Source organism: Stenotrophomonas sp. 62841_Sma (genome assembly GCF_056482945.1).
Genome location: NZ_CM151224.1, coordinates 4,561,048 through 4,585,366 on the forward strand (window position 1 = coordinate 4,561,048; position 24,319 = coordinate 4,585,366).

Genomic DNA, 24,319 nt, shown 5'->3' on the forward strand with positions numbered 1-24,319 from the left:
GTCCGGAATGCGGCCTGACCGCACGGGGGACGTTATCTCCGATGTGATTTACACATTCAAGTCAGAAACTGTGGAATGGGTCGGATTTCAGAGTTTTCTGATACAGGTCGGCCGATCAGATGGGCAGCCGAGCACGGGCTCGGCTCTACAGGGGCCAATGCCCACACGAACAGCAACGCCGGGCATGGCCCGGCGTTGTGTTCAAAACAGTCGAGCATGGCTCGACTCTACAAGAGCGAATCAATACTTCCCGTCGAACGCGAAGATCGGCTTACGCTGCTTCCACGCACCTGCAGTGAAGTCCGGGAATTCCAGCGTCTGGAAGCTGTTGGCGATCGACTGCTCGCTCAGCGGGGTGATCGCGCTCCAGGTCACCGCGTCATAGATGTCGATCGGCATCGGTGCCTTGGCCTTCAGCGCTTCCACGAACGCATGGATGACGAACCAGTCCATGCCACCATGACCAGCGCTGGAAGCGGTCTCGGCATTCTGCTTCCACAGCGGGTGCTCATACTCGTCCTGGTACTTCTTGAACTCTTCCCACTGGTGCGGCGGGCTGCGGCCTTCGATGTGGATCGAATGGTTCACATCCATCCACAGGCCCTTGGTGCCCTGCACGCGGAAGCCCATCGAGTACGGGCGCGGCAGCGAGGTATCGTGCTGCAGCAGGATGGTCTCGCCGTTCTCGCAGGCCAGCGTGGTGGTCACGATGTCGCCCAGCTTGAACTTCACCTTGGTGCTGGGATGGGTGGTGCCGCCACTCTTGGCCACGGTGTATTCGTGCAGGCCGCGCGCCTTGGTCGCAAAGGCGTTGATGTGGGTGAAGCGATTACCGCGGTTGATGCCGGTGTACATCGCGCACGGGCCGATGCCGTGGCTGGGGTAGAGCTCGCCATTGCGCTCCACCGAATGCTCGGTGCGCCAGCGGGCTTCGCTCCAGCCCTTGGGACCGAACTCCACGCCGCTGTCGTAGGGCTGGTTCGGGTCACCGGAATTGAACTTAACGCCGCGCAGGTCGTGCTGGTAGCCGGCCTGCAGGTGCACCAGCTCACCGAACAGGCCCTGGCGCACCATCTGCAGCGCGGCCATCACGTCACGGCGGTAGCAGACGTTCTCCAGCAGCATGTACGGGGTGCCGGTGCTGAGCTGGGTCTTCAACACGTCCCAGTGGTCCTGCAGGGTGATGCCGGCCACCACTTCGCAGCCCACGGCCACGCCAGCCTGCATTGCGGCAATCGCCATCGGCGCGTGGTACTCCCACGGCGTGGCGATGATCACGCCATCGATGCCCTTCTGTTCCAGCAGGCGCTTCCAGGCATTGGTGTCGCGGTCCTGGCCATAGGTCTTCGGTGCCGGCTTGCCGGCCTTGCTGACCATCTCCACGGCGCGGCCGAGCATGATCGGCTCGATATCGCAGACGGCGACCACCTCAACGTCGTCGCGGCGCACCAGTTCCTTCAGCAGCACCAGGCCACGCATGCCGGTGCCGATCATGGCCAGGCGCACCTTGCGCCCGCGTGCCCAGGCCGGGGTCTGCGGCAGCAGGCTGCTGGCGGCGACAGCGGCGCTGGCCGCGATGAATTCCCTACGCTTCATGGCAAACATCTCTCCTCTTGGCAGCGTGCCGACCGAAGCCGGCACGCCAGGTCACGCAAACGGAATTACTTGAACCGGTAGCCGATGGTCACACTGTAACCACGACCGAAGATCGTTGCGTAGTCACTGGAGTCACCCAGGAAGCTGTTCGGGTCGTAGAACGGCAGGCGGTTGAACAGGTTCTTGACCGTGAAGCTCAGATTCCACGCATCATCCGGGCGCCAGGTGACGCTCATGTTGGCGGTCCACCACGACGGTGCACCGTCGCACTTGCTCTTCTGCAGGGCCAGGTAGCCGCCGGTGCAGGTTTCCTTGTTGTTGCTCTTTTCGTCGACCTGGTCGGTGGCCCACTTGGTGCCGCCCACATAGTTGACGAACATGCTTGTGGTGACCTGCTTGTAGGTCCAGTCGGCGTTGAGCGTGGCACGCAGGCGCGGGTTGTTGTAGTAGCCCACCACGTCGCCGTAGTACCAGCCGCTCGCTTCGTCCATGTAGAAGCGGTTGCGGTTGGCGATGGTGGCAGCCAGACCGATGTTCAGGTTGCCCCAGTCACCCAGCGAGAAGCGGCTGCGCGCATCGATGTCGAAGCCGTCGATCAGGGTCTTGCCGCGGTTCTTGTACTGGCCCACCACGCTGGCCACGTTGCCGGCGGAATAGCCCGGCAGCACCGACGGGCAGCTCACGCCACTGGCCGGGTCGGCACACATCGCCGCCAGCTGCGCCAGGTTGGCCCGGTCGCTGTCGGTGATCGGCGAACGCGACGAGGAGATGATGTCTTCCATGCGGCGGTAGTCCGGCGCGACGATTTCATTGTCGCGGTAGATGAACCAGTAGTCGGCCGACACCGACAGCCAGGTTGCCGGCTCGTAGACGAAGCCGAGGGTGGCGATCTTCGCCTTCTCCGGCTTCAGGTCCTTGTTCGGCTGGGTCATGCGTGCCACGGTGCGACTGCAATCGACGTTCAGCAGGGTCTTGCCCAGATCGACATCGCCCGGCCGCTGCGACTTCAGCAGCAGGTTGGCAATGGCGTTGGTCTCGTTGCAGCGCAGCTCGTCACGGTAGCCGCCGAGCTGCGCGAACACGCCGCCGTTGCCGGATTCGGCCAGGCTCGGTGCACGGAAACCGGTCGAGTAGGTACCGCGCAGCATCAGCTGGTCGAACGCCTGGTACTTGAAGCCGATCTTCGGCGCGACGTTGGCGCTGAAGTTCGGGTACTTGTCCACGCGTACCGCCGCGTCCAGTTCCAGCTTGTCGGTGATCGGCGCCACGGTCTCGGCGAACAGCGCGTAGGTGTTGCGCTTGCCGTCGAACCAGGAGCCGCCCTGCTGGGTGATCAGGCCGTTGGCCGCATCGGCGTTGCCCGGGGTATAGAAGGTCTCACGGCTGGCATTGAAGCCGAACGCGGCACGCATCTCACCAGCCGGCAGCTGGAACAACGGGCCTTCGATCTTGCCGTCCAGGGTGTGCAGGCGGGTCCACGACTGGATATCGAAGGTCGGGAACGCTTCACGGATCAAGGCAGCGTTGGCTTCGCTGATCTCGCCGAACTTGTACGCCGGGTGGTCGGAGATGATCACGCGGCCGGTGCCCGGATCTATCGAGTACGGGCCGAACGCCTTCTCGAAGCCCTTGATGTTGACGTTGATCGTCTGGTACGTGGTGGAGTGCGTACCGGCGCTGGCGAACGCGGTCTCCCAGTTCCAGTCACCCCGGTTGCCACGCGCACCGGCCAGCACGCGGTAGCTCTTGTCGGTGTTGCGCTGGCCGAAGTAGTTCGGGCCGGCATCCTGCAGCAGGTAATTCAGGCCGACCACACCGCCCATCATCGCCTTCATTTCCGGGCTGGCGTGGTTGTACTCGTTGTTCGGGCCCAGGAACGGGTACAGGAACTGGTTGACGTTGTTGCCGGTGTTGCGCGAGAACCAGCTGGTCGGGTTGCCGGTGGTGGTGCCGTAGGTGCGCGGCGTGCCGCCGTTGGCGCGCAGGTCGATGTCGGTGTAGGTCGCCTCGGCGAAGATCTCGGTGCTGTCGCCCACCAGGAAGGTGCCGTTGAGGTAGGCGGTGTTGCGCTCGGACTTGGCGCCGGCATCGATCTCGTTGTTCATCCAGGTTTCCCAGACGCAACGCGGGCCGGCCGCTTCACTGGTCAGCACGTTCTTGCAGCCCGGCGCAGCTTCCTGCACGCGACGGCCGGTGACCGGATCGAAGGCGAAGTAGCTGCCCGGGTTGAACTCGCCCGGCTTGCTGCCCACGCCCAGGCGCAGGTTGTTGAGATAGTTCGGATTGTTGACGTAGTACTGGTCGGGGCGCTTGTCGTAGAAATCGCTGAGCGGAATCGCGTCGCGGCGGTACATGTTGACCGCGCCGTAGATGTTGAAGCGGTTCTCGGTCAGGTCACCGAAGCCGGCAGTGATGCTGGCCTGGTGCTCGCCGTAGGAATCGATGCGCGAGGAGGTGTCGTTGGTGAAGCTGACCTCGGCACCCTGGAAATTTCGCTTGGTGATCACGTTGATCACGCCGGCCACTGCGTCGGTGCCGTACACCGCCGAGGCGCCGTCGGTCAGCACTTCCATGCGCTCGATGGCCGCAGCCGGGATCGCATCGATGTTGACGAACTGGGTCTGGAAGCCGGCCGGCGCACCGTAGTACGACAGGCGACGGCCGTTCAGCAGCACCAGCGTGCCCTGTGCGCCGAGGCCACGCAGGTTGGCCTGCGAGGCACCATCGGAGCCGGTGAACAGCGAACGCGCGTCCTGCTGCGCCGGGCGAGCGGCCGGCAGGTTGTCGAGCACCTGCAGCAGCGTGCGCGCACCCATGTTCTGGATGTCCTGCTTGCTGATCACCTGCACCGGCGACGCGGTTTCAACGTCGGTGCGGCGGATGTTGGAGCCGGTGACCTCGATGCGGGCCAGGTCGGTGGCCTTGTCCTTGCTCTCCTGGGCGAAGGCAGGAACGGCGACCGACAACAGCACGCCGGCAATGGCCAGCGACAGCGGAGCGATCGAACGACAGGGGGGGCGGTGGTGGCGTGCGGGCAACATCGGGGTTCTCTCCTGGCAGGGGTGCGGCGCAAAAAGTGAGCGCGTGGGCGTTCGGCGGGCAAAACGCTCCCGGGCCACGGCCATGAGGGCCGTAGTCGGAATGGGCGGGGGGAGGAGCGGTGTTACGTAGGGGTCATGGGGCGACGATGCTGGCGGAGTCGCCCTCCTGGCCGATCAGCACGGCGTTGGCCCAGTTGGCACAGACCTGGGCGGGTTGGCTGCCCTGCGCACCCAGCGTGCGCAGGCTCAGGGTGGAAAGGCCACGGATGTCCAGCTCCGGCTTGACCACGCCGGGCGCCTTCACCAGGCCGCTGTCGTACAGCAGGCGGTTGTCACCCCAGACCTGGAACTGCAGGCCACCGGCAGTGCGGCAGGCGTCGTCGATGCCGAGGTCGGCGCGCAGCAGGTGCCAGCCTCCCTGCAGGCGCAGGTCGATGCGGCTGTTGGCGCCGACGCCCAGGCCACGACGGAACTGCAGGCCGTTCATGCGCATGCCGGCATCGCCACGGAACGACTGGTCGGTGCGCAGCTGGCTGGCCAGCGCGGCCGGCACCGGCAGCTCGGAGAGATAGTGCTGCCGGGCCGGTCGCTCCGGTTCCTGGTGTTCAAGAATGTGGAAGGTGGACAAGGCGATCGGGCCGACATCGCGCGGCTGCAATGCATCGAACGCGCGGGCGCTGCCCTGTGCGGCGGTCACCATCGGGTCGGTGCTGCTGGCGCCGTCGCCTTCGGGGTTCTGCACGCTCAGCACGCGGAAACGCAGCAGGCGGCCGGCGTGGGCCGGGAAGTCGATGCGCTGCACGCCTTCCTTCAGCTGCAGGCGGCCGCGGGCGATCGGCTCGCCCCACTCGCCATTGCTGTCACCCAGGTACACCTCGTAGTCGCGGACCTGGCCGTGCTTCCAGTTCTTGTCGTTGCGCGGCGCGATGTCGATGCCGTCGATCATCTTCCGCTCGCCGAAGCCGATCACCCACTCATGCGCACCGGTGCGCACGGCCTGGTTGCGCACGCTGCGGAACCAGGTGCCCGGATCATCATCGAAGGCATTTTCCAGCGCATGGCCGGGTTCTTCGGCCGGGCGGTTGACCACCAGCAGGCTGTCGGCCGGCAGTTCGCGGCCCAGCACCGGCGCGGCCGGATAGGCATCGTCGGCCACGACAGCAGCGACTGCGAAGTCCAGCTGCAGCGGCTGGCGGATGTCCTGTGTGGCGGTGCGCACATGCAGCGTGCCACGACGCTCCTTGGCATCGAAGTACCAGCCTTCACTGGCGTTGTTGAACGCAGCGGCATCGGCCAGCGCCGGCAGCGCGCGGCCACCGGCCTGCACCACACGCGGCGCCTGGCGGCTGAGCACGCGCAGGCCATAACGACGCTGCGCCAGCTGGCCGTTGTACTGGCCCTGCACGGCATCAATCTGCACCTGCACCGGGCCGCTGCCCTGCGCCGGCGCCTGCACGCGGATCTGCTGCGTGCTCGATTCGCCCTGCTGGTAGCGGCGGGTGTTGCCATCGTCTTCGTACAGCGTGTACTGCGAATCGCCCTGCGGATACAGATCGAACGTCATTTCATCCAGCGGCTTCTCGCCGTCGAACAGCATCGACGGGTACATCGGCAGGATCGCACCGGCACGCACGAACACCGGCAGCGTGGCCAGATCCACCTGGCGGTCGAGCTGGCGGCCATCGGCGGCGGCCTGCACGCGGCGACCATCCCAGTAGTCGATCCAGCCACCAGCCGGAAGATGGATGTCGCGGCGCCAGCCACGGCTGGCCGCCTGGCTGCGGTACACCGGCGCCACCAGCAGGTCGCGGCCGAGCAGGAACTGGTACTTGTAGGTTTCATCCTGCGCGTGCGGATCGCGCGGGTTGTCCCACATCAGGCCACGCACCGGCGGTGCACCGGTCTGCGCGGCCTCGTGCACCAGCCCGTACATGTACGGGGTCAGGCGCATCTTCAACTTCAGGTAATCGCGGTTGATGCTGCGATAGGGCTCGTCGTACCACCACGGGTGCTTGCGTGCGTTCGACGACCAGCCGCTCATGCCCATCAACACCGGGGTGAACGCCTTCCACTGCAGGTCGCGGGTGAAGGTCTCGGCGCTGCCGCCGAAGATCGCATCGACGTCGCCGCTGGCGTAGGCCATGCCGGACAGGCCCGACCCGACCAGGGTCGGCACGTGCCAGCGGATGTAGTCCCAGCTGCTGCTCTGGTCGCCGGTCCATGCCACGGCATAGCGCTGGATGCCGGCCCAGCCCATCACCGTCCACAGGAACGGGCGCGAATCGGAGTTGTCGAGGATGCCGTTGAAGGCCTGGCGGTTGGCGTCCATCGCGAACTGGTAGCCCTTGCCGGTCCAGGCCACGTCCAGCTTCTGCACGCGGCTGCCGGCCTTGCCCACTTCCCAGGCGATCTTGTCGACACCGTTCTCGGTCCACAGGCCGGTGCGGAAGCCGTACGTGGCCAGGCCCTTCACCGTTTCCGGCAACTGCTTGTAACCGCAGCCGTAACCATCATTGGGCAGGATCCAGCCACCGGGCATGTCGTGGGCGCGGTACTGCTTGGCCACGCTGTCGATCACATCCGGGGTGGTGCCGGTCGGGCCGTCGCTCCAGCCTTCGGGCACGGTGCCGGGCTTCTTGCTGTTGTCGCCGTCGTTGTAGCAATCAGCATCGCCGTAGGACAGCGCCCAGCGCGCGACCATGTTCGGGCGGCCGGTCAGCTGGGTGTAGCGTTCGATCAGCTTCGGCAGATTGGCGCCGACGAAGTAATAGGCATCGAAGCGGTCTTCGCGGTGCAGCAGCGTGGCCTGGTCGGTCTCGCGCAGATCGTAGCTGCCATCGCTCCAGGTATTGCGCAGCATGCCCCAGCCGCGGCTGCTCAGCAGCATCGGGGCCGGGCTGGGGCGGTCGCCCTCTTCCCAACCGCCGGAGTAGGACACTTCCAGCTCGCGGCCCTTGAACTGGTAACGGCCGTTCTGCTGGCCGCCACCGTAATAGCCTTCATCGGCCTGCGAGGACAGCACCTGCACGCTCTGCGTGGCATCCAGGTCCAGCGGCTGCAGCTCCTGCCAGAGGGCGGTGGGCTGGCCATTGTCCAGGCGTTCCAGGCGCAGGCGCAGCGGCTGCCGTTGTACATGCAGCACCAGTGCATCGGTGCGCACGCGGATTTCCTGCGCGTCTTCTTCCAGCTGCGCCCGCACGTTCGCCTTGGGCTGCGGCAGTACGATCGGTGCGGCCTTGTCACCTGCACCGGTGAGCTTGCCGTTGCGGCCGGCCTGCACGCGGATGATGTCGGTGGCCGGCAGCTCGATGCGGATGCGCGCGCCCTTGTCGGTCTGCAGATCCCAGCCCTGCACGCCGTCGCGGCTGGCGCTGGCGCTGACCGAACGCAGGTTGCCGACGGGCTCGGCCCGGGCCGGCATGGACGCCAGCATCAATGCCGGCAACAGGGCCAGCATCAGCGGCGAGCGACGAACGCAGATTTCCACGCGGACTCCCAACCCGTTCACCGGGCGTTTCGAAAGCGATTGGGCCGACTCTAGGGCAGCGATTCGAAAGATGTCAACAAATTGAAAGGAAAAAGGAAGATATATTCCATTGAAACGAAAGTTGTTGCGCCGCAATACTTTGTGTAAGCGCTTGCAGGCGCCTGTTAAGCATTGTGCGATACGGCATTCGGCTGGTTCTTTCGTTTTTCGGAGCACTCCACGGCGGGAAAAGTCACCACGCCATTTTCTTTCTTTTTACTTTCGCTATTTGACATTTCGAAAGAAAACACAGATGGTGCGCTGGCCCAACTGGAACCTCCGAATGGACGTCACCCTGCTTTCCGATGTGTCCGCCTGGCAGCGCCTTGGCGGAGCCGATACCGCTACCGAAATCGCCCAGCAGCCCGCGCTGTGGGACGCCCTCGCACAGGACCTGTCGCGTGCCCGCGACCGCCTGCAGGCCTTCCTTGGCGACAGCCTCAACGATCCCAACCAGCGCGTGCTGTTCACCGGCGCCGGCAGCTCCGGCTTCATTGCCGAGATGGTGGCCGATGCGATCAACGCGCAGTGGCCAGCCGATGTGCGCGTGGTGCACACCACCAGCCTGCTGACCCACCCGGCGCTGTACCTGCAGCGCGACCGCCCGACCCTGCTGGTCTCGTTCGGCCGCAGCGGTTCCAGCCCGGAGAGCGTGGCGGCAGTCGACCGCGTGCGCAGCGACGTGGATGACGCGCGCTTCCTCGACATCACCTGCAATGCCGATGGCGAACTGGCCCGACGTGGCGCCGGCCGTGCCGATACCTGCACCCTGCTGATGCCCTCGGCCAGCTGCGACCGTGCCTTCGCCATGACCAGCAGCCTGACCTGCATGCTGCTGGCCGCGCTAACCGTGTTCGATCGTTCGCCGTGGGATGCGCGCGTGGCGCGCCTGAAGCAGATCGCCGCGCTGGCCCGCGAAGGCCAGGCACAGTGGGATGCACCGGTGGCCGCGCTGGCACAGCGCCCGTTCAACCGCATCATCTACCTCGGCAGCGGCCCGCTGGAAGCGCTGGCACGCGAGTGTGCGCTGAAGGTGCTGGAACTGACCGCCGGCCGCGTGCTGGCGCTGGCCAATACGCCGCTGGGCTTCCGCCATGGCCCGAAGTCGACGCTGGACGGCAACACCCTGGTGGTGGTGCTGCGCAGCGTGCAGCCGTTGGCGCGCCGCTACGAACAGGACCTGCTGGAAGAACTGCGCCGCGATGGCGTGGCCGGCCAGGTACTGGCGATCGGCCCGCATTCGGACATCGGTGCGGACGACGAGTACACCCTCACCGTACCGGCACTGGATGATCCGTGGCTGGCACCGGTGTGGCTGGGCTTTGCGCAGCTGTTCGCGCTGCAGCGCTCGGCTGCGCTGGGCCTGACTCCGGACAATCCGTTCCCGGATGGCACCGTCAACCGCGTGGTCAAGGGCGTCACCATCCACCATGGCTGAGCTGATCACCCACGCCTGCTACGGCATCGACATCGGCGGCACCAAGATCGAGCTGGTGGCGTGCGATGCGGCGATGCAGGTCACCTGGCGCCGCCGCGTGGCCACGCCGCAGGGCGACTACGACGGTTTCCTGCAGGCGGTGGTGACCCTGGTCGCCGAGGCCGATGCCGCGCTGGGCCGCAGTGATGCGGCGATCGGCATCGCCCTGCCCGGCGTGCGCGACCGCCGCAGCGGCCGCCAGCTCAGCGCGAACGTGCCGGCGTTGACCGGCCACAGCGTGGCGGCCGACCTGCAGGCGCGCCTGCAGCGGCCGCTGCATTTCGGTAACGACCTGCAGTGTTTTGCCCTGTCGGAAGCACACGGCGGTGCCGCTGACGGCTATCCCAGCATGTTCGGTGCCATCCTCGGCACCGGCGCGGGTGGTGGTTTCTGCCTGCACGGCCGCCTGCTGTCCGGCTTCAACGGCCTGGCCGGCGAATGGGGCCACTGGAGCGTGCCCGGTCATCTGCTGCAGCGCCACGGCCTGCCGCTGATCGACTGCGCCTGCGGCCTGCAGGGCTGCGTGGAGCGCTATGTGTCCGGCAGTGGCGTGGCGATGATCGAGCGTCACCTCGGTGGCAGCGCCGCCGACGCCAGCGCGGTGATCGCCCTTGCCGAAGCCGGCGATGCCCGCGCACGCAAGGCGCTGGACATCCATCGCGACCTGCTCGGCCACAGCCTGGCGGCGCTGGTGCTGGCGCTGGACCCGCACGTGATCGTGCTCGGCGGCGGTCTTTCGCAGTACGCGCCGCTGTACGAGCACCTGCCCGCCGCCATCGCCGCCCATCTGTTCAAGGGCGTGCAGGTGCCACCGATCGTGCCGCCACGCTTTGGCGATGCCGGCGGCGCACGTGGTGCTGCCCTGCTCGCCTGCCAACCCTCGTTTTCCTGATGTCCGGAGCTTGACCATGTCCCCGTTGCAGACCCTGCTTGCCTCCCACCGCGCCGGTGCCAACGTCGGCCTGTACAGCGTCTGCTGCAGCAACGAGCAGGTGCTGCGCGCGGCCATGCACGTGGCGCTGGCACACGGCACCGTGCTGCTGATCGAGGCCACCTCCAACCAGGTCGACCAGTTCGGCGGCTACACCGGCATGACCCCGCCGCAGTACCGCGATTACGTGGGCACGCTGGCCGATGAGGAAGGCTTCCCGCGCGAACGGCTGATCCTGGGCGGTGACCACCTCGGCCCGAATGCCTGGCAGAAGCGCCCGGCCGCCGAAGCGATGACCCACGCGCGCGTGCTGATCGAAGCCTACGTCGCCGCCGGCTTCCACAAGATCCACCTGGACTGCAGCATGTCCTGCGCCGATGACCCGGTGCCGCTGCCCGATGCCATCGTCGCCGCGCGTTCGGCCGAGCTGGCCGAGATCGCCGAACGTACCGCCGCCGAACACGGCCTGCCGCCGCCGGTCTACGTGATCGGTACCGAAGTGCCGATTCCCGGTGGCGAAGCCTCGCTGGCCGAAGGCCTGCAGGTAACCACGCCGGCCGCCGCCGCACAGACCCTGGCCATCCACCAGCAGGCGTTCGACACGCCGCAGCTGCGCGACGCGTGGCAGCGCGTGATCGCGATGGTGGTGCAGCCGGGCGTGGACTTCGACCACAGCAGCGTGCACGAGTACGATGCCGCAGCCGCCAGCACGCTGGCCGGCTTCCTCGAACAGCAGCCGCGCATCGTGTTCGAAGCGCATTCCACCGACTACCAGCGCGAAAGCGGCCTGCATGCACTGGTGCGCGATCACTTCGCCATCCTGAAGGTCGGCCCGGCGGCGACGTTCGCCTATCGCGAAGCGCTGTTCGCGCTGGCCGCAATCGAGGCCGAGCTGCTGCCGGCAGCACAGTGCTCGCGCCTGCCGCAGGTGCTGGACGAGGTGATGGTGGCGCAGCCGAAGTACTGGCAGTCCTATTACCAGGGCGATGAGGCGGCGCTGCGCCTGCTGCGCAGTTACTCCTTCAGCGACCGCTGCCGCTACTACTGGGGCGAGCCGGCGCTGGTGCAGGCGGTGCAGACCCTGTTCGCCAACCTGGAGCAGCATGCGCCGCCGCTGGTGCTGCTCAGCCAGTACCTGCCGGAGCAGTACCGCGCCGTGCGCGAGGGCCGCCTGGCCAACACCCCCACCGCCCTGGTGCAGCACCGTATCGGCCTGTGCCTGGGCGAATACGCCCGCGCCTGCAGCGCCAACCCGGCCGGCCCCCGCACGCAGAACGCGGGCTCGGCTGCCGGCGTTGCTGCGAACGGCTAATCTCCCCCCTTTCCCCGCGAAACCGAGAATGGCCATGCGCAACACCCGCTCCCGCCGGCAACAGATCCTGCAGCTGCTGATCGAGCACGGCTCGGTGCAGGTGGCCGATCTGGTCGAGCGCTTCGGCGTGTCGGCGGTGACCATCCGTGCCGACCTGACCCACTTCGAGTCGCAGGGCCTGGCCAACCGTACCCATGGCGGCGCCACGCTCGTTCGTACACCGCCGCAGGAACAGGACATCCACGAAAAGGACGCGCTGAACCTGCCGCTGAAGGAATCGATCGGTGCGCGCGCTGCGCGCCTGGTGCAGCCCGGCGACAACATCATCATCGACTCCGGCTCGACCACGATGACCCTGGCCCGCCACCTGCGCGCGCATCGCGACGTGACGGTGATGACCAACGGCCTGAACATCGCCTGGGAACTGGCCAATGCCGCGGGCATCACCGTGCTGCTGACCGGTGGGCTGCTGCGCCAGCAGTCGCTGTCGCTGCAGGGCAGCCAGGCCGAAGCCAGCCTCAACTCGTACAGCTTCGACACCCTGTTCCTGGGCGTGGATGGCCTGGACCTGCAGTTCGGCCTGACTACCCACGATGAAGCCGAAGCCCGCCTCAACCACCGCATGGTCGAGCGCGCACGCCGTATCGTGGTGCTGACCGACGCCTCCAAGTTCGGCCGCGTCAGCCTGCACCGCATCGCCCTGCTGGATCAGATCCACGCCATCATCACCGACGCCGGCATTGACGACGCAACCCGTGAGGGGCTGCAGCGGCTGGGCATCGAAGTGATCATCGCCGAGCCCACCGCATGACCGACACCCGCACCCTGCATGGCCGCATCCTCACCCCGCTGGGTTGGCGGCGTGGCCACGTCCACTTCGATTCGCAGGTGCGCCAACTGCAGGTGGATGACCACAGCGGCGCTGACGACCTGCAGCTGCCGGTGATCCTGCCCGGCTTCATCGACCTGCATGTGCACGGCGCGGCCGGCGTGGACCTGATGCAGGGTGGCGACGTTGCACGCACCATCGCCCGCACCCATCTGCGCTTCGGTACCACCACGTTGCTGGCAACCACCATGACCGCCGGGCTGGACGAGATCGAGCACGCGCTGCAGGGCGTGGCCGCCACCATGGCGGCACCCGATGCAGACGCCGCCAGCATCGTCGGTGTGCATCTGGAAGGACCGTTCATCAGCCCGCAGCGTCTGGGTGCGCAGCCCAACCGCACGATCGAGGCGACGCTGGCACTGGTACAGCAGCTACACGCGCTGGCGCCGATCCGGGTGATGACGCTGGCCCCGGAGATCGGCGAGCACACCGCGCTGATTCCCGCGCTTTCGGCAATGGGCATCCGCGTGCAGCTTGGTCACAGTGCTGGCACCTACGAGGAAGGCGTGGCCGCGCTGCAGGCCGGTGCCTCCGGCTTCACCCATCTGTTCAACGGCATGACCGGCGTCGATCACTATCGCCCGGGCATTGCGGCGGCGGCACTGGCGCATGCGCAGTACGCCGAGATCATTCCCGACCTGCAGCACATCCACCCCGGCGTGATCCGCCTGGCCGCGCGCGCGATCCCGCGCCTGTACGCAGTGACCGACGCCACCGCCGCCACCGGCATGCCCGATGGCGAGTATGCGTTGGGCGAGCAGCGCGTGCACAAGTGTGGCGGCTGCGTGCGCCTCGCTACCGGTTCGCTGGCGGGCAGCGCACTGACCATGGACCAGGCGCTGCGCAATCTGGTGCGCGTCGGCCTGGAGCTGGCCGATGCCTCGCAACGTGTTTCCACCTTCCCGGCGGACTACCTGGGCCTGGACGATCGCGGCCGCATCGCGCCCGACGCCCGCGCCGACCTGGTGGTGCTGGACGCCGAACTGCGCCTGCAGCAGGTGGTGGTTGGTGGGCGCGTAGTTGATTTGAACGCCGCAAACGCCTGACGTGCCGCCGCTCCTTAACGCCGGAAATGCCTGACGCACCGCCTTTGTAGAGTCGAGCTTGCTCGACTGCTCTGCCGCGCCCCGCGCGGTCAGTCGAGCAAGCTCGACTCTACGAAGGCAATCCGCACCGAAACGCCTCCTGGGATATGCCGATGACTGCAAGCACCGCTCCGCGCTGGCCCGTACGCTACCTGCTCTTCATCGGCGGCCTCGGTGGCCTGCTGTACGGCATCGATATCGGCATCATCGCCGGCGCCCTGCCCTATCTTGAAGCCACCGCCAGCCACGCCTGGCAGCTCAGCAGCCAGCAACTCGGCTTCGTCGTGGCGGCAGTGCTGCTGGGCAGTGTGTTGTCCTCGCTGTTCGCTGGCATGATTGCCGACCTGATCGGCCGCCGCGGTGCGATGCTGCTGGCCGGGCTGCTGTTCACCGCCTCAATCCCGATCATGGCACTGGCCTCCGGCTACACGCCCCTGCTGCTCGGCCGGCTGCTGCAGGGCATCAGTGGCGGCCTGATCGGCGTGGTGATTCCGCTGTACCTGGCCGAAGTGCTCAGCCCCGAGCGACGCGGGCGCGGCGCGGCCATGTTCCAGCTGCTGCTGACCGTTGGCCTGGTGCTGGCTGCCCTGATCGGCCTCTACCACGCCCACGCCGTGGATGCCGCCGCCGAAGCCGTGCGCTCACTGCCGGTCGCGCAGCAGGCGCAGGAGCTGTTTGCGGTGAAGGACCACGCCTGGCGCACCATCTTCTGGACCTGCCTGGCACCGGGCCTGCTGTTCTGCGCTGGCATCTTCTGGCTGTCCGAATCGCCGCGCTGGCTGGTGCGCCGCGGCCGCATCGATGACGCGCGCCGCAGCCTGCAGCGCGTGCTGCCCGCTTCGGAGGTGGAGCCGACGCTTGCACAGATCCAGGCACCGGAATCGAGCAGCGGCAGCGGCAAGCGCGACCCGCTGCTCAGCCGCCGCTACGTGGTGCCGTTCCTGCTCGCCTGCGTAGTGCTGGCCTGCACCCAGGCCACCGGCATCAACTCGGTGCTGGCCTACGCGGTGAACATTCTCAACCAGGCCGGCCTGTCCGGCTCGGTGGCCAATGGTGCCGATGTGGCGATCAAGCTGCTCAATGCGGTGATGACCGTGGTCGCGCTGCTGCTGGTCGACCGCAAGGGCCGCAAGTTCCTGCTGATGCTCGGCAGTGGCGGCATCTGCGTGGCCCTGCTGGCCGCCGCCACCCTCTTCTTCCAGGCCGAACGCGGCCGCACCGACGTGCAGCCGCAGCTGCAGGCGGCGGTCAGCGGCGACGGCCTGCAGCTGGTGCTGGATGATGCGCAGTGGCAGCGCCTGAGCAATGGCATCGACAGCCAGGGCCGGACGATGCAGCTGACCGTCTCCTACGCCTACGGCGACTTCACCAATGTGCGCGCCCTGCGCAGCGACAACCTGACCGACCGCGAGCTGCGCATCGAGCGTGCTGGCACTGTGCAGCCGGACAGCGTGATCGGCGCGTTCTTCCGCAAACTGCACCTGAATCCGTTCGCCGACCCGGCCAAGGCCGCGCAGGCTCCGCTGCGCATCGAGCAGGCGCGCATCGGCCCGGTGCCGCCACCGGCGCACGGCTGGGCCGTGGCCACCTGCATCCTGGTGTTCGTCGCGTTCTTCGCGGTCGGGCCCGGCGTCTGCGTGTGGCTCGCGCTGTCCGAGCTGATGCCGAACCGCATCCGCTCCAATGGCATGAGCATCGCGCTGCTGATCAACCAGTTCGTGTCGACCACTATCGCCGCGATCTTCCTGCCCACGGTGGGCCACTATGGCTACGCCAGCATGTTCGTGTTCTGGGCGGCGTGCACCTTCGTGTTCTTCCTGGTGGCCGCGTTCTGGCTGCCGGAGACCAAGGGCAAATCTCTGGAAGAGATCGAAGCCCGCTTCGCCCGGTAGCGGTCGACCTGGGTCGACCTCCGCGCGCAGCGCGGGTTCATGGCGCGCCCGTCATTCGCCAGTGATGTGCTTCGCCAGCTCCCGCGCCTCGGCAACGCTGGACAACCCGCTCAGCATCATCGATTCGCCGAACGGCCCCTGCACCGTCGCCACCATCAGCACGCGGCCATCCACGCTGAGCGCTGCACGCTGGCCCACCAGGGCCGCGGTGCCATCGTGGATGCGTTGATGCGCCTCCGGCCGATAGCGGATCTGCAGGCCGGGCTGCTTGCCTTCATCCAGCACATAGCGCACATCGGCAATATCCGCGCTGCCGGCAATCGGGGGCTCGCGCAGCGCCAGGGTCTCGCCCTGCCACTGCGCCGGCGTACCTTTGCCCGCCGCATCGACCGCACTCAGGCGCACGTCCACGCCGGGGCGTGGCGCATGATCCTTACCTGCCAACGCACCGGGTGTAGCGCCCGGCATGCATCCGGTCAGGGTCAACGCCATGCCCAGCAACAGGGGAAGCGCAGCCCTCACTTCAGCTTCCGCAGCTTGAACGCCACCAGCACCTGCAACAGCCCGTACAGCAGGCTGCCGATGCCGATCCACAGCGTGGTCACCGCCACGCCTGCATACGGATTGGCAGCGAACAGCAGGCCCAGCACCACCGCCAGCACGCCACTGAGAATCAGCAGCCACTCGCCCTGGATCTGCTTGCGCACGCGGATCGCGAACACGATGCGATAGATACCTGCCACCAGCAGCCACGCTGCCAGGAAAAGCACCAGCACGCTGGCGGTAGCCAGCGGATTGATCACTGCCAGGATGCCGAAGCCCAGCGAGGCGATGGCATACAGCGCCAGCCAGCCACGCGAGGCACCGCTGCCGCCGCTGACCAGTGCGAACAGGCTGATGACACCTTCAACGATGGCCATCACACCCAGCGTCCATGCCAATGCCATGGCCGCCGACAGCGGCCAGCCGATGGCGACGATGCCAAAGCCCAGCGCAACCAGCCCATACAGCAGGAGGATCCACCAGCTGCGCCCAACCGCCGACAACAAGGGAGACAAGGGGGAATTCATGGCCACTCCTTCGATCCGGAACCGGGCTCATCCTAGCCCCTGGTGATGAAGAGGGCGATCACGGCGCCCGCGCGCAGACCCATACCCGCACCTCGTCCGCTCCCACCCACCGCAGTGTCTCCGCAACCTCCATCACCGTGCTGCCGGTGGTCATCACATCGTCCACCACGGTCAGTCGCGGCGGCACCGGACCACGTACATCGAACGCATCGAACAGGTTTTCCCTGCGCTGTTCGGCCGTACGCTCAGACTGCGGCGCGGTATGCCGCCGCCGGTACAGCCCCTGCCAGACCGGCATCGGCAGCAGGCGGCACAGTTCTGCCGCCTGGTTGTAGCCGCGCTGGCGCAGGCGGCGCCGGTGCAGCGGTACCGGCACCAGCGGTAGGCATGACCACGGCGGCGGTGCGCGCTGCATCAACTGCGCCAGCAGGCGACCGGCGGCGAGATCCTGATGGAACTTGTAGCGCACCAGCAGCTGATCCACAGGCGGCAGGTACAGCAGGCTGGCATGCGTGGCGGCCTGTGGCGGCACCTCCTCGCGGCAGGTTCCGCAGACGATCAACGCGTTGTCGGGCAGCGGCAATGCGCAGCGCAGGCAGGCGCGACCGGACCACGGCAGGTCGGCAAGGCAGGCGCGGCACAGGTCAAGATCATCGTGGCCCGGGTCGCCGCAGACCAGACACCGCAGTGGCAACAGAACGCGAAGCAGCGCTGCGGGCCAATCCGCCGGTAGAGGGAGGTAGGCAAGAGGCATACCCCAACCTGCCCGCGCAGCGATGCCGGAACCATCACCGGCAACCACACCGGACGGTCAGGAAAGCGGACGCAGTGCCGTCGGCCGTCTCATCGGGTCAGTCACGCAGGGATGCCCGCCAGGCCACCAGGGCGGCGGCGGCGCGCTGGGTCCTGTGCTCATCCGGATTGACGCCCATCTCATTGCGCGCCATGCCGGCAAGGGCCGCACACAGTTCCTGTTCGCCTGCACCGCGCAGCAGCTGGGACTCGATGCGATCTGCGTAGGCGGCGTACTCGCCACGGCAGTACGGATTGGCCTGGATGCCTATTGGATCCCATACATAGTGCAGGACTTCATCCACCGCTCGGCCCAGTGCACCGCGCCTGCGGTCTGCCGCCTGGCGGACCTCCTTCCAGTATGGCGTGTTGTGCAGTGCCTCGAACGGCATCGGCACCGGCGACAACAGGTAGGAGATGCCGTCTTCGTCCTGCTTGACGTGCCAGACGCCAACGCCGACATCCGCCATGTGCTCCGACAGCGGGAAAACGAAGGCGGGCAGCCACAACAGCTCGATGCGGCCATCTCCCTGCCAGCCCAGGGCGGTGAACATCCTGGCTGCGGTCTCCCGGTAGGCCTGCGCGGCAGGCTCGCCGACCAGTTGCCCCGGATCCAGCATGAACACCCGGTTGTCGATGTACTCGACCACGCTGCCATGGAACTCGCACAAGCGCTCGGGCGGGTAATCGATGACCTGTTCAGGGGCGATGGTGTAGCTCACTTCGTGAAATCCTTTCCGCTGGAAGGCGAGTGTGGCGCGACGACGGGCATCATCAACACCTCCGCCAGACCACGATAGATCGGCACCCGGCACACCAACCCGGACACACCACGCGCGATCAGCACCGTGGCCAGTATCGGCAGCAGCAGGTCGCCACTGTCGGTCAGCTCCAGCGAAATCACCGCCGAGGTCAGCGGTGCCTGGGTGACGCCGGTCAGATAGGCGCACATGCCTAACAGTACAAATGCTCGCGGATCCACGCCCGGCATCAGTACCGCCAGGTTATGCCCAAGGCCGGCACCGACCGCCAGCGCCGGCGAGAACAGGCCACCGGGGATACCCGCCACGTAGGACGCCAGATTCGCCAGCAGCTTCATCAGACCGAATTCATGGCCGACCATCGCCTGCCCCTGCACCAGGCTGCGCGCTTGCTCGTAGCCGGTGCCGAACGCGCCTTCGCCGAACGTCAACGCCAGCGCCACCACCACCAGGCCGCAGCCTGCAGCCAGCAGGACGGGATGCCGCTGCCGCAGCTGGCCCAGCCAACGCGGACGACCCGCTGCACTCGCCAGCACCGCACGCGCGAACAGGCCTCCCAGCAACCCGGCCACCACGCCACACAGCAGGATCGCCAGCCAGCCCTGGCCCAGCGGCAGGCGTGCGCTTACATGGCCGAAGTAGGTGTAGTTGCCCAGCAGGCCAAGCGACACCACGCCACCGACGATCACCGCGGTCAGCAGGGTGCCGGAGAAGCGATGCTCGAAACGGCCGCTGAGCTCCTCGATGGCAAAGACGATACCGGCCAGCGGCGTGTTGAACGCCGCCGCAATGCCGGCCGCGCCACCGGCCAGCAGGAAGTGCGAGAGTTCGCGCGGGTCCTTGAAGCCGAACCAGCGGCCGAACAGGTACATCAGGCTGGCGCCCACATGCACCGTCGGGCCTTCACGGCCAACGGACGCGCCGCCGAGCAGCGACAACGAGGTCAGCAGCAGCTTGCCGGCCGAGACCGCGGGCGAAAGATTGGTCCTGCGGAACGACTCATCCGGCTTGTCCAACGCGGCGATGACCTGCGGAATGCCGCTGCCCCGCGTGGGCTTCAGCACGCCGGAGGTCAGCCAGGCCAGCAGCGCGAAGATGCCCGGCGTGAGCAGCAGGGCCCACCACGGCGAGTGCGAGGTGATGTGCTGGAACAGATGGAAGGCCGCGTCACTGGCCTTGGCGAACAGGATGGCCACCAGCGCCACGGCCACAGCGCCGCCCCAGAGCGCGGCACGGCGACGCCAGGCCTCGCTGAGAACCAGCGCGGTGATGCGGCCGCGGAGGCGGTGAAGATCGGTCATGCAGGGCAGTCTGGACGCTGCGGGGGAAGGCGGACAGCGGCTACTGTGGCTGAAGGCCTTGCAGGATGCGGTGAAATGCACTGGTACTGCCGGAAACGCACCCGAAACCCGGACAGATGCAACGATCTGCCACGCCCGATGTTCAGATCGCCAAACGATGGAGAACGTGGGTCAGCGCAAGCTGGGAACAACCCCGGTCCGGCAGTACACCATCCTCGCCGGGCGCCCCCACCTCGAACCCTTCCTCGACGTCCTCGTAGTACAGCAACCCGTCAGGTAGATGTGCGACCACCCACACCGACTCGATGGTACGCAGCCTGTGCAGTGGCATTGCGCGCAATGGCACACGCAGAGACTCGAAGATGGCTCGATGCCCCGGTGAGCAGTCCTGCAATTGCCGCGCGATCAGGGCTTCCAGTTCTTCGCGGGTGATGGGCAACCAGCTGTCGAGAGGGTCCATTGCAACGCACCCGATTGAATGTGCACGCCTGAGTGTATCTCCAGGGCCCCGCGCACCGCCTCTTTCCGGATCAGCTTCAACGCGTGTCCCGGCAGCACGTGCCGGCCTGTTGTTGCGTCACCGGCTAGTCGGTGAAGCGGGCCACCACTGCACCGTAAACAATTTTCAATACACTGAAGTTGACAGCCTGAACGCCCCCACCCACACTGCCGCCCTCGCTCCACTCGTACCCAAGGTCCCGCCATGGCTGCTGCCATCCGCCACGACTGGCAACACGACGAACTGCAGGCGCTGTTCGATCTGCCGTTCCCCGAGCTGCTGTTCCGCGCCGCAGCGGTCCATCGCGAGCATTTCGACCCCTCGCAGGTGCAGGTCTCCACGTTGCTGTCGGTGAAGACCGGCGGCTGCCCGGAAGACTGCGCGTACTGCCCGCAGGCGCAGCGCTACAACACCGGGGTGAACGCGCAGAAGCTGATGGAAACCGATGCGGTGCTGGCCAAGGCACGCCAGGCCAAGGCCGCCGGTGCGTCGCGCTTCTGCATGGGTGCCGCGTGGCGTTCGCCGAAGGACCGCGACATTCCGAAGGTGGCGGCAATGATCGCCGGGGTGAAGGCACTGGGCCTGGAGACCTGTGCCACGCTGGGCATGCTCAGTGGCGAACAGGCACGTGCGCTGAAGGACGCCGGCCTGGACTACTACAACCACAACCTCGACACCGCGCCGGACTACTACGATTCGATCATCCACACGCGCCAGTACCAGGACCGCCTGGACACGTTGGAGCACGTGCGCGATGCCGGTCTGAAGACCTGCTGCGGCGGCATCGTCGGCATGGGCGAGACGCGCGCGCAGCGCGTCGGCCTGCTGCTGGCGCTGGCCACGCTGCCGGCACATCCCGATTCGGTGCCGATCAACAAGCTGGTGCAGGTGGCGGGTACGCCGCTGCACGGCAGCGCCGAGCTGGACCCGTTCGAGTTCGTGCGCATGATCGCGGTGGCGCGCATCGCCATGCCGCGCTCGATGGTGCGGTTGTCCGCCGGGCGCGAGGCGATGAGCGACGAACTGCAGGCGCTGTGCTTCCTGACCGGTGCCAATTCGATCTTCTATGGCGACAAGCTGCTGACCACGGGCAACCCGGAAAGCGAACGCGACCTGGCCTTGTTCGCACGCCTGGGCCTGCAACCGATGGCGGTGCAGGTGGATGCCGAGGGCCACGACCACGGCGGCACCGTGCACGCCGATATCAGCGCCGATGCACCCGGCTGTGGCTGCGCTCACGCGGCCTGAGACGGGCCGCAAGCAGGCGTCGCGGCAACGCGCTACCCTAGCCGCCCCGTCGTCGCATTCAGCCACCATGGCCCGCCCCGACCTGACCGCCCGCCTCCACGCCCAACGCGCCCTGCGCGATGCCCAAGGCCGTCGCCGCACGCGGCGCACGGTCACCCGTCGTGATGGCGTACGCCTGGAAGTGGACGGCCAGTGGCTGACCGGCTTCTGCAGCAACGACTACCTGGGCCTGGCCCAGCAGTTCAGCGTGGTCAACGCGTTGCAGGACGCCGCCGCACGCGAAGGCGCGGGCGCCGGTGCCTCGCACCTGGTCTGCGGGCACCACGCCCTGCACGAGGCACTTGAACGCGAAGTGGCCGAGTGGCTGGGCTATCCGCGTGCGCTGCTGTTCGGCAGTGGCTTCGCCGCCAACCTGGCGGTGCAGCAGGCATTGCTGAGCGAAGAGAACGATGTCTGCGTGCAGGACAAGCTCAACCACGCCAGCCTGCTCGATGCGACGCGGTTGGCCGGTGCACGCCTGCGCCGCTATCCACATCTGGATGCGGAAGGCGCGATGCGTCAGCTCAAGCACGCGCCCGATGGCGCGGCGATGCTGGCCACCGATGGTGTCTTCAGCATGGATGGCGACGTCGCACCGCTACGCGCATTGTCGCTTGTGGCACGCCTGCAGCAGGCGCTGTTCTACGTCGATGACGCGCACGGCGTGGGCGTGGTCGGTGATGGCCGTGGTGCCGTGGCCGCCGCCGGGCTGGGCGTGGACGACGTGCCGCTGCAACTGGTCACGCTGGGCAAGGCACTGGGCGGTTCCGGTGCACTGGTGCTGGGCCGTGACGACCTGATCGAGCACCTGGCCGAGACCGCACGCCCGTACATCTACACCACTGCGGTGCCGCCAGCGATGGCCGCTGCTGCACTGGAAGCAGTGCGCCTGGCGCGTCGCGACCACTGGCGCCGCACCAAACTGACCGACCTGATCGCGCTGTTCCGCAGTGAAGCGCGTCGCCACGGCCTGGACCTGATGGCTTCGGAAACGCCGATCCAGCCGCTGCTGTGCGGCGATGACCATACCGCCGTGGCGATGTCCACGACGCTGGAACAGGCCGGCTGGCTGGTCGGCGCGATCCACCCACCGACGGTGCCGGAAGGCAAGGCACGCTTGCGCGTCACCCTGTCCGCACTGCATACGCCGGAACAGGTGCGCGGCCTGGTCGAGGCCATCGCCAGCGCGCGCGACCGCGTGACCCTGGCCGTGCGTGAAGCCGCGCCACCGCCGCTGCCCGCTTTTGCCTGAGTTCCGTGTAGTTCCCCATGCATATTGAAGTCACCGGCCGCGGGCCGGACCTGGTTCTGATCCACGGCTGGGCCCTGCAGGGCGGTGTGTTCGCACCACTGGTGCAGCGCCTGGCGGACCAGTTCACCCTGCACCTGGTAGACCTGCCCGGCCATGGCCACAGCCGCGAGGACACCACGCCGCTGCGCCTGCCGTTCGTGGTCAATGCCATTGCTGCGGCCACGCCGCCGGCGGTGTGGTGCGGCTGGTCGCTGGGCGGATTGTTCGCGCTGCACGCGGCAGCGACGCTGCCGAAGGTGCGTGGGCTGGCGATGATCGCCGCCACACCGCGCTTCGTACGTGGCGAAGATTGGCCGCACGCGGTGGAACCGGCCGTGTTCGAGCAGTTCGGGCGTGAGCTGGCCACCGATTTCGCCGGCACCCTGGAACGCTTCCTCGCCCTGGACGTGATGGGCTCGGCGCACGCCCGCGAAGAGCTGCGCACCCTGCGCCAGCGCCTGGTCGAGCGCGGTGCACCCACCGAACGCGCGCTGCTGGAGGGCCTGCGCCTGCTGGAAAGCACCGATCTGCGCGGCGCGCTGCCGACGCTGGGCAGGCCCAGCCTGTGGATCGCCGGCCAACGCGACCGGCTGGTCTCACCGGCGGCAATGCAGGCCGCCGCGGCACTGGCCCCGGGCGCGCAGGTCCTGACCATCGCCCATGGTGGCCACGCGCCCTTCCTCGGCCATGCCGACGAGGTCGCCGCCGCCCTGCAACACTTCGTTGCCGGCCTGTCACCGGCCGATGGCGGACAATGAGCGCCTTCCGAATTCCGCAGGATTGACGCATGGATCTGGGTATCAATGGCCGCTGGGCACTGGTCTGCGGCGCAAGCAAGGGGCTGGGCCTGGGCTGCGCGCGTGCGCTGGTGCGTGAAGGCGTCAACGTGGTGATCGTGGCCCGCGGCGAAGCCGCCCTGCAGGCCGCCGCTGAAGAGCTGCGCGCGCTGGCCGGTGCCGCCGAGGTGCGCGCGGTCGCCGCCGACGTCACCACCGAAGCCGGCCGCGTCGCGGCGCTGGCCGCGTGCCCGCAGGTGGACATCCTGGTCAATAACGCCGGTGGCCCGCCGCCCGGTGATTTCCGCACCTTCGAGCGCGACGACTGGATTGCCGCGCTGGACGCCAACATGCTGGCGCCGATCGCGCTGATCCGCGCCACCGTCGACGCGATGATCGCGCGCGGCTTCGGCCGTATCGTCAACATCACCTCGTCGGCGGTGAAAGCCCCGATCGACATCCTGGCGCTGTCCAACGGCGCGCGCAGTGGCCTGACCGGTTTCGTCGCCGGCCTGTCGCGCCGCACCGTGGCCCACAACGTCACCATCAACAACCTGCTGCCCGGCCAGTTCGACACCGACCGCCTGCGCGCCAACTTCGCCCACAGTGCGGGCAAGGACGGCGACGCCGACGAAGTGGCCGAACGCCGCCGCCAGCAGATCCCCGCCGGCCGCTTCGGCACACCCGACGAATTCGGCGCCGCCTGCGCCTTCCTGTGCAGTGCACAGGCCGGTTACCTCACCGGGCAGAACCTGCTGATCGACGGCGGCGCCTACCCTGGTACGTTCTAAGA

At 67.4% G+C, this 24,319-nt stretch carries 19 protein-coding genes; 10 read left to right on the forward strand and 9 right to left on the reverse strand.

What is annotated here, in order from left to right:
* Nucleotides 1-240: 240 nt before the first annotated feature.
* The 3 genes from ACZK5G_RS21240 to ACZK5G_RS21250 all read right to left on the reverse strand — a co-directional run bounded on the left by ACZK5G_RS21240 (nucleotide 241) and on the right by ACZK5G_RS21250 (nucleotide 8,124).
* On the reverse strand, nucleotides 241-1,596 hold the full coding sequence (locus tag ACZK5G_RS21240) for a Gfo/Idh/MocA family protein (protein ID WP_182266865.1): 1,356 nt from the start codon (nucleotides 1,594-1,596) through the stop codon (nucleotides 241-243).
* 65 nt (nucleotides 1,597-1,661) lie between these two features.
* Nucleotides 1,662-4,637, reverse strand: a complete 2,976-nt coding sequence (locus tag ACZK5G_RS21245) for a TonB-dependent receptor domain-containing protein (protein ID WP_478464712.1) — start codon at nucleotides 4,635-4,637, stop codon at nucleotides 1,662-1,664.
* Between the two features lie 133 nt (nucleotides 4,638-4,770).
* On the reverse strand, nucleotides 4,771-8,124 hold the full coding sequence (locus ACZK5G_RS21250; protein ID WP_478464714.1) for a TIM-barrel domain-containing protein: 3,354 nt from the start codon (nucleotides 8,122-8,124) through the stop codon (nucleotides 4,771-4,773).
* A gap of 322 nt (nucleotides 8,125-8,446) precedes the next feature.
* Here ACZK5G_RS21250 and ACZK5G_RS21255 point away from each other — a divergent pair, with 322 nt between their 5' ends.
* The 6 genes from ACZK5G_RS21255 to ACZK5G_RS21280 all read left to right on the forward strand — a co-directional run bounded on the left by ACZK5G_RS21255 (nucleotide 8,447) and on the right by ACZK5G_RS21280 (nucleotide 15,749).
* On the forward strand, nucleotides 8,447-9,601 hold the full coding sequence (locus tag ACZK5G_RS21255; protein WP_032127084.1) for an SIS domain-containing protein: 1,155 nt from the start codon (nucleotides 8,447-8,449) through the stop codon (nucleotides 9,599-9,601).
* Nucleotides 9,594-10,532, forward strand: a complete 939-nt coding sequence (locus ACZK5G_RS21260) for an ROK family protein (protein ID WP_478464715.1) — start codon at nucleotides 9,594-9,596, stop codon at nucleotides 10,530-10,532. The genes ACZK5G_RS21255 and ACZK5G_RS21260 overlap by 8 nt, the downstream gene beginning before the upstream one ends.
* 16 nt (nucleotides 10,533-10,548) lie before the next feature.
* Nucleotides 10,549-11,883 (forward strand): D-tagatose-bisphosphate aldolase, class II, non-catalytic subunit, encoded by a 1,335-nt coding sequence (locus ACZK5G_RS21265; RefSeq protein WP_478464716.1) that lies wholly within the window; start codon nucleotides 10,549-10,551, stop codon nucleotides 11,881-11,883.
* A 34-nt stretch (nucleotides 11,884-11,917) separates the two neighbouring features.
* Nucleotides 11,918-12,694: a DeoR family transcriptional regulator gene (locus ACZK5G_RS21270; RefSeq protein WP_014038836.1), complete on the forward strand. Its 777-nt coding sequence runs from the start codon at nucleotides 11,918-11,920 to the stop codon at nucleotides 12,692-12,694.
* Entirely contained in the window at nucleotides 12,691-13,818 is a 1,128-nt protein-coding gene (gene nagA / locus ACZK5G_RS21275; RefSeq protein WP_293792238.1) for an N-acetylglucosamine-6-phosphate deacetylase, read from the forward strand. Before ACZK5G_RS21270 ends, nagA begins: the two co-directional genes overlap by 4 nt.
* Before the next feature lie 152 nt (nucleotides 13,819-13,970).
* Complete coding sequence (locus ACZK5G_RS21280; RefSeq protein ID WP_478464717.1) at nucleotides 13,971-15,749, forward strand: MFS transporter; 1,779 nt, start codon at nucleotides 13,971-13,973, stop codon at nucleotides 15,747-15,749.
* 51 nt (nucleotides 15,750-15,800) lie between these two features.
* On the opposite strand, the gene ACZK5G_RS21285 is transcribed toward ACZK5G_RS21280, so the two are convergent.
* From ACZK5G_RS21285 to ACZK5G_RS21310, 6 genes are all read right to left on the reverse strand, one after another.
* Nucleotides 15,801-16,271 carry a SecDF P1 head subdomain-containing protein gene (locus tag ACZK5G_RS21285; RefSeq protein WP_478464719.1) on the reverse strand — a complete coding sequence of 157 codons (471 nt, stop codon included), beginning with the start codon at nucleotides 16,269-16,271 and terminating at the stop codon, nucleotides 15,801-15,803.
* On the reverse strand, nucleotides 16,268-16,819 hold the full coding sequence (locus tag ACZK5G_RS21290) for an HdeD family acid-resistance protein (protein WP_006399985.1): 552 nt from the start codon (nucleotides 16,817-16,819) through the stop codon (nucleotides 16,268-16,270). The genes ACZK5G_RS21285 and ACZK5G_RS21290 overlap by 4 nt, the downstream gene beginning before the upstream one ends.
* A gap of 58 nt (nucleotides 16,820-16,877) precedes the next feature.
* Nucleotides 16,878-17,573 (reverse strand): ComF family protein, encoded by a 696-nt coding sequence (locus ACZK5G_RS21295; RefSeq protein ID WP_478464721.1) that lies wholly within the window; start codon nucleotides 17,571-17,573, stop codon nucleotides 16,878-16,880.
* 97 nt (nucleotides 17,574-17,670) lie between these two features.
* Nucleotides 17,671-18,333: a hypothetical protein gene (locus tag ACZK5G_RS21300; RefSeq protein ID WP_478464722.1), complete on the reverse strand. Its 663-nt coding sequence runs from the start codon at nucleotides 18,331-18,333 to the stop codon at nucleotides 17,671-17,673.
* The gene (locus ACZK5G_RS21305; protein ID WP_478464723.1) at nucleotides 18,330-19,673 is read right to left on the reverse strand and encodes a chloride channel protein; all 1,344 of its coding nucleotides are present in this window, start codon (nucleotides 19,671-19,673) and stop codon (nucleotides 18,330-18,332) included. The genes ACZK5G_RS21300 and ACZK5G_RS21305 overlap by 4 nt, the downstream gene beginning before the upstream one ends.
* 142 nt (nucleotides 19,674-19,815) lie before the next feature.
* Nucleotides 19,816-20,133 carry a hypothetical protein gene (locus ACZK5G_RS21310; protein ID WP_049400858.1) on the reverse strand — a complete coding sequence of 106 codons (318 nt, stop codon included), beginning with the start codon at nucleotides 20,131-20,133 and terminating at the stop codon, nucleotides 19,816-19,818.
* A gap of 243 nt (nucleotides 20,134-20,376) precedes the next feature.
* Here ACZK5G_RS21310 and bioB point away from each other — a divergent pair, with 243 nt between their 5' ends.
* The 4 genes from bioB to ACZK5G_RS21330 all read left to right on the forward strand — a co-directional run bounded on the left by bioB (nucleotide 20,377) and on the right by ACZK5G_RS21330 (nucleotide 24,317).
* Complete coding sequence (gene bioB, locus ACZK5G_RS21315) at nucleotides 20,377-21,420, forward strand: biotin synthase BioB (RefSeq protein WP_478464725.1); 1,044 nt, start codon at nucleotides 20,377-20,379, stop codon at nucleotides 21,418-21,420.
* 67 nt (nucleotides 21,421-21,487) lie between these two features.
* Nucleotides 21,488-22,711, forward strand: a complete 1,224-nt coding sequence (bioF, locus tag ACZK5G_RS21320; RefSeq protein WP_478464727.1) for an 8-amino-7-oxononanoate synthase — start codon at nucleotides 21,488-21,490, stop codon at nucleotides 22,709-22,711.
* Between the two features lie 17 nt (nucleotides 22,712-22,728).
* Nucleotides 22,729-23,508, forward strand: a complete 780-nt coding sequence (gene bioH / locus ACZK5G_RS21325) for a pimeloyl-ACP methyl ester esterase BioH (RefSeq protein ID WP_478464728.1) — start codon at nucleotides 22,729-22,731, stop codon at nucleotides 23,506-23,508.
* A gap of 29 nt (nucleotides 23,509-23,537) precedes the next feature.
* A complete protein-coding gene (locus tag ACZK5G_RS21330; protein ID WP_478464729.1) occupies nucleotides 23,538-24,317 on the forward strand; it encodes an SDR family oxidoreductase in 780 nt (259 codons plus the stop codon).
* The last annotated feature ends 2 nt before the right edge of the window (nucleotides 24,318-24,319 follow it).

Excerpts from the sequence above, each read along its gene's own strand:
- ACZK5G_RS21240 (WP_182266865.1), bottom strand. The coding sequence starts at position 1,596 with ATGAAGCGTAGGGAATTCATCGCGGCCAGCGCCGCTGTCGCCGCCAGC.
- ACZK5G_RS21245 (WP_478464712.1), bottom strand. The coding sequence starts at position 4,637 with ATGTTGCCCGCACGCCACCACCGCCCCCCCTGTCGTTCGATCGCTCCG.
- ACZK5G_RS21255 (WP_032127084.1), top strand. The coding sequence starts at position 8,447 with ATGGACGTCACCCTGCTTTCCGATGTGTCCGCCTGGCAGCGCCTTGGC.
- ACZK5G_RS21260 (WP_478464715.1), top strand. The coding sequence starts at position 9,594 with ATGGCTGAGCTGATCACCCACGCCTGCTACGGCATCGACATCGGCGGC.
- ACZK5G_RS21265 (WP_478464716.1), top strand. The coding sequence starts at position 10,549 with ATGTCCCCGTTGCAGACCCTGCTTGCCTCCCACCGCGCCGGTGCCAAC.
- ACZK5G_RS21270 (WP_014038836.1), top strand. The coding sequence starts at position 11,918 with ATGCGCAACACCCGCTCCCGCCGGCAACAGATCCTGCAGCTGCTGATC.
- nagA (WP_293792238.1), top strand. The coding sequence starts at position 12,691 with ATGACCGACACCCGCACCCTGCATGGCCGCATCCTCACCCCGCTGGGT.
- ACZK5G_RS21280 (WP_478464717.1), top strand. The coding sequence starts at position 13,971 with ATGACTGCAAGCACCGCTCCGCGCTGGCCCGTACGCTACCTGCTCTTC.
- ACZK5G_RS21290 (WP_006399985.1), bottom strand. The coding sequence starts at position 16,819 with ATGAATTCCCCCTTGTCTCCCTTGTTGTCGGCGGTTGGGCGCAGCTGG.
- ACZK5G_RS21295 (WP_478464721.1), bottom strand. The coding sequence starts at position 17,573 with ATGCCTCTTGCCTACCTCCCTCTACCGGCGGATTGGCCCGCAGCGCTG.
- ACZK5G_RS21305 (WP_478464723.1), bottom strand. The coding sequence starts at position 19,673 with ATGACCGATCTTCACCGCCTCCGCGGCCGCATCACCGCGCTGGTTCTC.
- ACZK5G_RS21310 (WP_049400858.1), bottom strand. The coding sequence starts at position 20,133 with ATGGACCCTCTCGACAGCTGGTTGCCCATCACCCGCGAAGAACTGGAA.
- bioB (WP_478464725.1), top strand. The coding sequence starts at position 20,377 with ATGGCTGCTGCCATCCGCCACGACTGGCAACACGACGAACTGCAGGCG.
- bioF (WP_478464727.1), top strand. The coding sequence starts at position 21,488 with ATGGCCCGCCCCGACCTGACCGCCCGCCTCCACGCCCAACGCGCCCTG.
- bioH (WP_478464728.1), top strand. The coding sequence starts at position 22,729 with ATGCATATTGAAGTCACCGGCCGCGGGCCGGACCTGGTTCTGATCCAC.
- ACZK5G_RS21330 (WP_478464729.1), top strand. The coding sequence starts at position 23,538 with ATGGATCTGGGTATCAATGGCCGCTGGGCACTGGTCTGCGGCGCAAGC.